At 72.2% G+C, this 8,576-nt stretch carries 7 protein-coding genes; 4 read left to right on the top strand and 3 right to left on the bottom strand.

Annotated features, from left to right (window positions below; genetic code table 11):
• Positions 1-275: 275 nt before the first annotated feature.
• The 3 genes from ABZ659_RS33050 to ABZ659_RS33040 are packed head-to-tail and all read left to right on the top strand — an operon-like array spanning position 276 to position 4,421.
• The gene (locus tag ABZ659_RS33050; protein ID WP_360227709.1) at positions 276-1,124 is read left to right on the top strand and encodes a TIGR03619 family F420-dependent LLM class oxidoreductase; all 849 of its coding nucleotides are present in this window, start codon (positions 276-278) and stop codon (positions 1,122-1,124) included.
• Positions 1,125-1,168: 44 nt separating this feature from the next.
• Positions 1,169-3,784: a bifunctional FO biosynthesis protein CofGH gene (locus ABZ659_RS33045; RefSeq protein WP_360227706.1), complete on the top strand. Its 2,616-nt coding sequence runs from the start codon at positions 1,169-1,171 to the stop codon at positions 3,782-3,784.
• 55 nt (positions 3,785-3,839) lie between these two features.
• A complete protein-coding gene (locus ABZ659_RS33040; protein ID WP_360227703.1) occupies positions 3,840-4,421 on the top strand; it encodes a hypothetical protein in 582 nt (193 codons plus the stop codon).
• Here the strand turns inward: ABZ659_RS33040 and ABZ659_RS33035 are convergent.
• Positions 4,414-4,914, bottom strand: coding sequence for a DUF2165 domain-containing protein (locus tag ABZ659_RS33035; protein WP_360227700.1), 501 nt, complete (start codon positions 4,912-4,914; stop codon positions 4,414-4,416). The two genes, ABZ659_RS33040 and ABZ659_RS33035, sit on opposite strands and share 8 nt — an antisense overlap.
• Positions 4,915-5,042: 128 nt before the next feature.
• Here ABZ659_RS33035 and ABZ659_RS33030 point away from each other — a divergent pair, with 128 nt between their 5' ends.
• Positions 5,043-6,161 (top strand): ADP-ribosylglycohydrolase family protein, encoded by a 1,119-nt coding sequence (locus tag ABZ659_RS33030; RefSeq protein WP_360227698.1) that lies wholly within the window; start codon positions 5,043-5,045, stop codon positions 6,159-6,161.
• Between the two features lie 5 nt (positions 6,162-6,166).
• Here the strand turns inward: ABZ659_RS33030 and ABZ659_RS33025 are convergent, their stop codons facing one another.
• Together ABZ659_RS33025 and ABZ659_RS33020 are read right to left on the bottom strand one after the other, a co-directional pair.
• Positions 6,167-7,417 (bottom strand): Na+:solute symporter, encoded by a 1,251-nt coding sequence (locus ABZ659_RS33025; protein WP_360227695.1) that lies wholly within the window; start codon positions 7,415-7,417, stop codon positions 6,167-6,169.
• A 172-nt stretch (positions 7,418-7,589) separates the two neighbouring features.
• Complete coding sequence (locus ABZ659_RS33020) at positions 7,590-8,561, bottom strand: hypothetical protein (protein WP_360227692.1); 972 nt, start codon at positions 8,559-8,561, stop codon at positions 7,590-7,592.
• Positions 8,562-8,576: the final 15 nt, after the last annotated feature.

The raw sequence follows: 8,576 nt of genomic DNA, 5'->3' as shown, positions 1-8,576 counted from the left end.
CCGGGCCGCCCGCGCGCTTCTCACCCGTGCTGGAGCGGCCCGGGGTCAAGGGTCGGCCGCAGGCCGATCGGCGCAGCCGACGCGGAGCGACAGCGGAGCGCCCTTGAGGCCGGGGCGTGGAAGCACGACCCTGGCCAAAGAAGCGGGCGGCCCCCACGGTGCCTCGGGAGTTGGGGGTATGGGAATGCCCCCGGGGTGTCGAGGACTGCCCCGGCCCCCTCGATTCCGACCGGTCGGTATGGACAGATCGCGTCCGGCGGGGTAGAACCGGCACCATGCGCATCGCCGTGACGGTCTTCCTCACCGACGAGACGATTACCCCTACCCGGCTCGCACGCGAGTTGGAGGAGCGGGGGTTCGCCGGGCTGTATCTGCCTGAGCACACGCACATTCCGACGGAGCGGAGTACGCCGTACCCGGCGGGGGGTGAACTGCCGCGTGAGTACGGGCGTACGCTCGACCCCTTTGTCGCGCTCGGGCAGGCCGCTGCCGTCACCGAGCGGCTGGGGGTCGGGACCGGGATCACCCTGGTCGCCCAGCGGGATCCGATCGACCTCGCCAAGCAGATCGCCACGCTCGATCACCTGTCGGGCGGGCGGTTCACCCTCGGGCTCGGGTTCGGGTGGAACGTCGAGGAGGCCGACGACCACGGGGTGGAGTGGCGTACGCGGCGGGAACTCGTACGGGAGCGGGTGCGGTTGATGCGGGCGCTGTGGGCCGATGAACCCACCGCCTATCAAGGGCGCTTCGGGAGTGTGCGGGCCAGTCTCGCCTACCCCAAGCCCGTGCAGAAGCCGCGTGGGCCCGTGAGCGGGCCGCGGACGCTGGTCGGTGGGGCGGCGGGACCGAAGCTGTTCGCGCACATCTGTGAGTACGCCGACGGGTGGCTGCCGATCGGCGGGCGCGGGCTGTCCGAGTCGCTGCCGGTGCTGCGCGCGGCCTGGGCCGACGCGGGCCGGGACCCGGCGGCGCTCCAGGTGGTGCCGTACGCCGTCTCCCCGACCGCCGGCAAGCTCGCGCACTACGCGGACCTCGGTGTCGAGGAGGCCGTGGTGCAGTTGCCGCCGGGTGGGGAGGCCGAGGTGCTGCGGGCGTTGGACTCCTACCAGTCCCACGTGTCCTGATCACCGCTCGTCCGCTGCTCAGCGACCGCTCGTATGCTCGGGGGATGACGACTCCCGCGACTGACGGAACCGGCTCCCCCGACCGCCGCCCCGGCGGTACCGGCCCGACCGCGAACTCCATGCGTCGCGCCCTCAGACGTGCCCGGGACGGCGTCGCCCTCGACGTCTCCGAGGCGGCCGTCCTGCTCCAGGCCCGCGGTGCGGACCTCGACGACCTCGCCGCGTCCGCCGCCCGGGTGCGTGACGCCGGGCTCGAACAGGCCGGGCGGCCGGGGGTCATCACCTACAGCAAGAGCGTGTTCGTGCCGCTGACGCGGCTCTGCCGGGACAAGTGCCACTACTGCACCTTCGTCACCGTCCCGGGCAAGCTGCGCCGTGCCGGGCACGGGATGTTCATGTCGCCGGACGAGGTCCTCGACGTCGCCCGGCGTGGTGCCGCCCTCGGCTGCAAGGAAGCCCTCATCACCCTGGGCGACAAGCCGGAGGAGCGGTGGCCGGAGGCGCGGGAGTGGCTCGACGCGCACGGGTATGACGACACCATCGCCTACGTACGGGCCATTTCGATTCGGATTCTTGAGGAGACCGGGCTTCTTCCCCATCTCAATCCCGGTGTGCTGACCTGGACCGACTTCCAGCGGCTCAAGCCCGTCGCGCCGTCCATGGGCATGATGCTGGAGACCACCGCGACCCGGCTCTGGTCGGAGCCCGGTGGGCCGCACTACGGCTCTCCGGACAAGGAGCCCGCGGTGCGGCTGCGGGTGCTTGAGGATGCCGGGCGGTCCTCCGTGCCCTTCACCTCGGGGATTCTCATAGGTATTGGGGAGACGTACGCCGAGCGCGCCGAGTCGCTGTTCGCGCTGCGTCGGGTCTCCCGCGCCTACCACGGGATCCAGGAACTGATCATCCAGAACTTCCGCGCCAAGCCCGACACCGCGATGCGCGGGATGCCGGACGCGGAGCTGGACGAACTCGTCGCCACCGTCGCCGTCGCCCGGCACCTGCTCGGGCCGTCCGCCTGTCTCCAGGCCCCGCCCAACCTCGTGGACGCCGAGTACGGGCGGCTGATCGGCGCGGGGATCGACGACTGGGGCGGGGTCTCGCCGGTCACTATCGACCACGTGAATCCCGAGCGGCCCTGGCCGCGGATCGAGGAGTTGGCGGAGAAGTCGCGGGCGGCCGGGTTCGAGCTGCGGGAACGGCTGTGCGTGTACCCCGAGTTCGTGCGGCGGGGTGAGCCCTGGCTCGATCCGCGGTTGCGGCCGCACGTCGCCGCCCTCGCCGATCCGGTGAGCGGGCTCGCGCTGCCGGACGCCGTCGTCGAGGGGCGGCCCTGGCAGGAGCCCGAGGAGGCGTTCGTCGCGGCCGGGCGTACCGATCTGCACGCCACCATCGACACCGAGGGCCGTACGGCCGACCGCCGCGACGACTTCGACGAGGTGTACGGCGACTGGGGCGCCCTGCGGGAGGCCGCCGCCCCCGGGATGGTGCCGGAGCGCATCGACACCGACGTGCGGGGCGCGCTCGCCACCGCCGCCGACGATCCGACCCGGCTCACCGACGAGCAGGCGCTCGCGCTGCTGCACGCCGACGGGGCCGCGCTGGACGCGCTCTGCCGGGTCGCGGACGACGTGCGCAAGTCGGCCGTCGGGGACGAGGTGACGTACATCGTCACCCGCAACATCAACTTCACCAACGTCTGCTACACCGGCTGCCGCTTCTGCGCCTTCGCCCAGCGCCGTACCGACGCGGACGCCTACACGCTCTCCCTGGACCAGGTCGCGGAACGGGCGCGGCAGGCGTGGGAGGTGGGTGCGGTGGAGGTCTGTATGCAGGGCGGCATCCATCCGGACCTGCCGGGGACGGCGTACTTCGACATCGCGCGGGCCGTGAAGGAGCGGGTGCCCGGGATGCACGTGCACGCCTTCTCCCCGATGGAGGTCGTGAACGGCGCCACCCGTACGGGCAAGTCCGTGCGGGAGTGGTTGACGGCGGCGAAGGAGGCCGGGCTCGACTCGATCCCGGGGACGGCGGCGGAGATCCTCGACGACGAGGTCCGCTGGGTGCTGACGAAGGGGAAGCTGCCCGCCGCCACCTGGATCGAGGTCGTGACCACGGCGCATGAGCTGGGTATCCGGTCGTCCTCGACGATGATGTACGGCCATGTCGACCAGCCCCGGCACTGGCTCGGCCACCTGCGCACGCTCGCCGGGATCCAGCAGCGTACGGGCGGGTTCACGGAGTTCGTGACGTTGCCGTTCATCCACACCAACGCGCCCGTCTATCTGGCGGGAATCGCTCGCCCGGGGCCGTCGACGCGGGACAACCGCGCGGTGACGGCGATGGCGCGGCTGCTCCTCCATCCGTACATCCCGAACATCCAGACGAGCTGGGTGAAGCTGGGGTCGGAGGGGGCGGCGGAGATGCTGCGGTCCGGTGCGAACGACCTGGGGGGTACGTTGATGGAGGAGACCATCTCGCGGATGGCGGGTTCCTCCTACGGGTCGTACAAGTCGGTCCGTGACCTGGTCGCGGTGGCGGAGGCGGCGGGGCGTCCGGCCCGGCCGCGCACCACGCTGTACGGCGAGGTGTCGGAGGAGCGCCAGCGGGTGGCTCGGGAGTCGGACGGGCACCTGCCCGAGCTGCTGCCGGTGCTGGACTGAGCACACCGCGCAGTACGATGATCCGACACCCGGTACCGGGTCGGAGACTGAGGAGATGCGTGCCGTGCCAGCCCGACGGATTCCCTCCTGGGCCTGGGTCACCGGCCTGACCGCAGGGGCGATCGTGGCGGTCGCCGTGCTGGCCGTCCAGGCCGAGGAGGGCCCGCAGCCCACCGCCGCGGCCAGCCCCCGCCCGTCGGCCTCGGCACCGGCGGACGCCAAGCCCTCCGCCAGCCCCACGGCCGCCGCCCCGGCGCCGGTGCCGGACGACTCCGGCACCGGGCGGCGCATCGTCTACTCCCTGGGCGCCAAGCGGGTGTGGCTGGTCGACGCGAGCGACGCGACCCGGCGGACGTTCGCCGTCTGGCCGGGCACGGTCAACCCGGATCCCGGGAGCTACGCGGTGTCCTCCCGCAACGACGCCACCACCGGCTCGGACGGCGTGGAGATCGAGCACATCGTCTACTTCACCGCCAAGTCCGGCGTCTCCATCGCCTTCTCCAACGCCCTCGACGGCTCCTCGCCCCCGCCGCCCGCCGAGGGCACGCAGACCGGCGGCATCCGGACGCGCACGGCGGACGGGGACGCGCTGTGGGCGTTCGGCACGGCGGGGACGACGGTCGTGGTGGTCAGTTAGGGGAGGCGCCCGGGCGGGGCGTCGCCTGGACGACCAGCAGGGAGACGCCGCCCAGGACGAAGACCCGCAGGGCCGCGTCGAGGCCGTTCCAGTCCTCCGACTGCCACATGGCGAACCACTCCCCGCCGATCGCCATGAACCCGGCGCCGAAGAGGAGGAGGACCATCAGCAGGCCGTAGGTGGCCAGGCGCCGGGCGCGGGTGTGGTCGCGGCGGGCCCACAGCCAGGTCGCGGCGAGCAGCAGCAGGGCGGAGACGGTCTCCCAGACGATGATCGCCACGTAGGCGGCGTCCTGGAGCCACCGGGTGGTGATGGCGCGCCACATCAGGTCGTCGTCCTTGAAGGTGGTGTCCATGGCCAGTACATGGCGGACGAACTGCTGGTTGGTGCCGAAGTCGGTGATGTTGCCGAAGGCGACGAGGGCCATGTAGAGCGCGACGGTCGCGGTGAGGACGGCCGCGGCGAGGGGGGACGTTCGCGAGGGTGTGGTCATGACACCCATCCTTCCCAACGACCCCGGGGTGCCCATGCGCATTGAGCCACCACCCGTCATGGTTCGATTACAGTGCTGAACGACGTACGTACGTACGGAACAGACGGACGGTGCCTGGGGAGGTCTGGGTGGGCGCGACAGCCGGTGCCGTCTGGGGGCGCGCCGAGCAGCAGGACTTCCGGAGCCGGGTGCGCGGCACGCTGCTGGGGGCGGCGCTCGGCGACGCGCTCGGGGCGCCGGTCGACGGGCTGGGGCTGGACGGGATCCGGGGCGCGCACGGCCCGGAGGGCGTGGTGGACCTGGCGCCCGCCTACGGTCGGCGCGGTGCGGTCACGCACCTCACGCAGCTCACCCTCTTCTCCGTCGACGGACTGATCCGCGCCCAGGTACGGCGGGACACCGGCGCCTGGCACCCGCCGAGCGACGTGCACCGGGCGTACCTGCGCTGGGCCGCGACGCAGCGGGACTGGGGGCCGGACGAGCGGCGCAAGGACGACGGCTGGCTGGCGCGCGAGGAGTGGCTGTACGCCCGGCGTGACCCCACCCGGGCGCTGCTGATGGGGCTCGGCGACGACACCATGGGCACGGTGGAGGTGCCGAAGAACCCGAGGGCGAGGGGGCCGGAGGCCGCGGCCCGGTCGGCGCCGTTCGGGCTGCTGGTCGGCTGGGAGCCGCAGCTCGTCGTCCAGCTCGCGGTGGAGTGCGCGGCGCAGACCCACGGCCACCCGACCGCCTGCCTCGCGGCGGGCGCGTACGCGGTGATCGTGCACGGGCTGGCGTTGGGGGAGGGGCTGGACGGGGCCGTACAGCGGGCGCTGGGGCTGCTGGCCGCGCGGCCGGGGCAGGAGCCGGTCGCCGCCGCCCTGCAACAGGCGCTGGGCGCGGTGCGGCAGGGGCTGCCGAGCCCGGGGCGGGTGGCGGAGCTGGCCGGGGAGGGGACGGCGGACCAGGTGGTGTCGGCGGCCGTGTACTGCGCCTTCGTCGGCGACGACGTACGGCAGGGACTGCGGTTCGCCGTCAACCAGGACGGGCCGTCGGCCGCCACCGCCGCCCTCACCGGCGGTCTCCTCGGCGCCCTGTACGGCGAGACGGCCCTCCCCCCGGCCTGGCTGTCCGAGTTGGAGGGCCGTCCGACGATCCTGGAGCTGGCCGACGACTTCGCCATGGAGATGACCCAGGGGCCCGCGCTGCACGGCCCGGCGGGCGCGGCCCCCGGGTGGCTGGCGCGGTACCCGAGGGGCGCCTGAGGGCGTCAGTCCTTCACCGGCGTCCGCAGCACCTCGTCCTCCGCAGGTCCGGTCGGGACGTCGATCGCCACGGCGCCGTCGCCGTCCGTGTTGATGCGTTCGATGATCGCGAGGCGTTCCGGGGTGTCCTCCGGCTTCAGGTAGCCGATCAGGATGTAGAGGACGAGGGAGACGGCGAGCGGGATGGAGACCTGGTACTGGAGCGGGACACCGCCGTCGACGTTCCAGTTGATCGGGTAGTTCACCAGCCAGAAGGCCAGCAGACCCATCGACCAGCTGGTCAGCGCCGCCGTCGGGCCGGAGCGGCGGAAGGTGCGGAGCAGGCCCAGCATCATCGGGATGGCGATCGGGCCCATCAGACCGGCCACCCACTTGATCACCACGGTGATGATGTCCTTGAAGGTGGGCGAGTTGACCTGGGTCGCCACCGCCATGGAGAGCGCGAGGAAGACGACGGTGGTCAGCCGTGCCGCGATCAGGCCCGAACGGTCGCTCCAGCTCCGTGCCTTCGCCGACAGCACCGGCGCGACGTCCCGGGTGAAGACGGCGGCGATGGCGTTGGCGTCGGAGGAGCACATCGCCATGGTGTGGGAGAAGAAGCCGACGATGACCAGGCCGAGCAGGCCGTGCGGGAGGAGCTGTTCGGTCATCAGGGCGTAGGAGTCGGAGCCGTCGCCCTTCTCGGAGGTCACCAGCAGCGGCGACATCCACATGGGGAAGAACAGCACCAGCGGCCAGATCAGCCACAGCGCCGCGGAGAGACGGGCGGAGCGCTCGGCCTCCCTCGCGGTGGGGGTGGCCATGTAGCGCTGGGCCTGGTTGAGCATTCCGCCGTTGTACTCGAACAGCTTGATGAAGAGGAAGGCGAGGAGGAAGACGGTGCCGTAGGGGCCGACCAGGGGCTTGGCGTGGCCGTCGAGGGCCGGTTCGTCCCAGACGCCGAAGAAGCCGCCGTAGTCGCCGAGTTCGACGAGGACGGCCACGAACATGGCGATTCCGGCGAGGAGCTGGATGACGAACTGGCCGAGTTCGGTGAGCGCGTCCGCCCAGAGGCCGCCGATGGTGCAGTAGAAGCCGGTGACGACGCCGGTGATGAGGATGCCCTGGTTCAGGGAGATGCCGGAGAGCCACCAGGGCATCTTTCCGCCCGCCGTGAAGAAGTCGCTGACGTTGTCCACGCGTTTGTGGGACCAGACGCCGATCGCGATCATCACACCGAAATAGCCGATGAGCACGGCCCAGTCGAGACTGTTCATGCGCCACCCTTCAACGGTCCGCCTTGTGAACGGCCCGCTCATCGTGGAGGCGCCTACATGGGCACGACAAGGAAGCAGTAGGTCAAGAGGAAGTAAAAATGTTCCGCTTGATGACCCTCGTTCATGAACATGAACTCATGGAGGGTGGGTTCAGAACGCGTGGAGGATGGGCTCAGAAGCGTTCCCCCGCACCGTCGTCGGCCCGTCGCATCAGCAGGACCTCGAACTCCGCGTCCTGGGTGAACCGGGGTTCCCCGCCGTCCCGCCGGACGAGCCGGGTGAGCACGCCCTGGTGCCACCAGTAGACGTCCGGGCTGACCGGGCCCACCGCGTCCGTGAAGTTGGCGGCGGCGAAGGCGGCCATGCCGTGCAGCGTCGGGACCAGCGCGGCGCCCCGGACGGCGCCCACCGGGCACAGCGCCAGGTGGTAGCGGTTCGGCATCGCCACCAGCGCCCCGTCGGGGCCGAGCGCCTCCCCGGTCAGGTCGCGGACCAGCCGGTCCGCCGTCAGGACCCGGCTGGAGGTGAAGAACGACGCGCCCGTCACCACGCCGAAGCGCGCGCCCTCGGCGCCGTGCAGCACCGTGTGGCCCTCCACCGGGAGGGCGCCGAGGTTGGCCAGCGCGCGGCGGCGCAGCCCCGCCAGGTCGCCCAGCGGCGCCAGCGCGTCGTCGGTCAGCGGCAGCACGCTCTCCGGCAGGTCCAGGGCGAGGACCTCGCACAGGCCGGGCGCCACCACCCGGGCGTGGGTGTGGTGGACGGCGTCCGGCTCGATCACGTCCCGCGCGACCACCCAGGGACGCAGCCCGGCGAGCAGGTCCGCGTGCCGGAGGGACGCCAGCGGGGACGGCCCGTCCACCACCCGCAGCAGGCGGCCGACGTGGTCGTGGATCAGCCGCGCCCAGCCGCGCCGTCCCCGGGGGTCGTGGTGGCAGACGGCGGCGAGGTCGGCCAGGGCGAAGAGGCGGCCCGAGCTGTCGCTCGCACCCGTCGGCTGGAGCGTCACCTCCAGACCGCGTTCGGCGAAGGCCTCCCGGACGCGGGCCCGGAAGTACGCGGCCTCGTCGACGGAGAGGAAGCCGTACGCGGTGTCGCGGGGGGCGTCGCGCCGGTCACGTCGGGGCGGACGAGGGGAGATCCACATGAGGTGGCTGCCTTT

The sequence above is a fragment of the Streptomyces sp. NPDC006997 genome, from assembly GCF_040635175.1.
Classification (GTDB): Bacteria; Actinomycetota; Actinomycetes; order Streptomycetales; family Streptomycetaceae; genus Streptomyces.
Note: the sequence above shows the minus strand (reverse complement) of the source record. Positions and strands in the feature narration are given on the sequence as shown.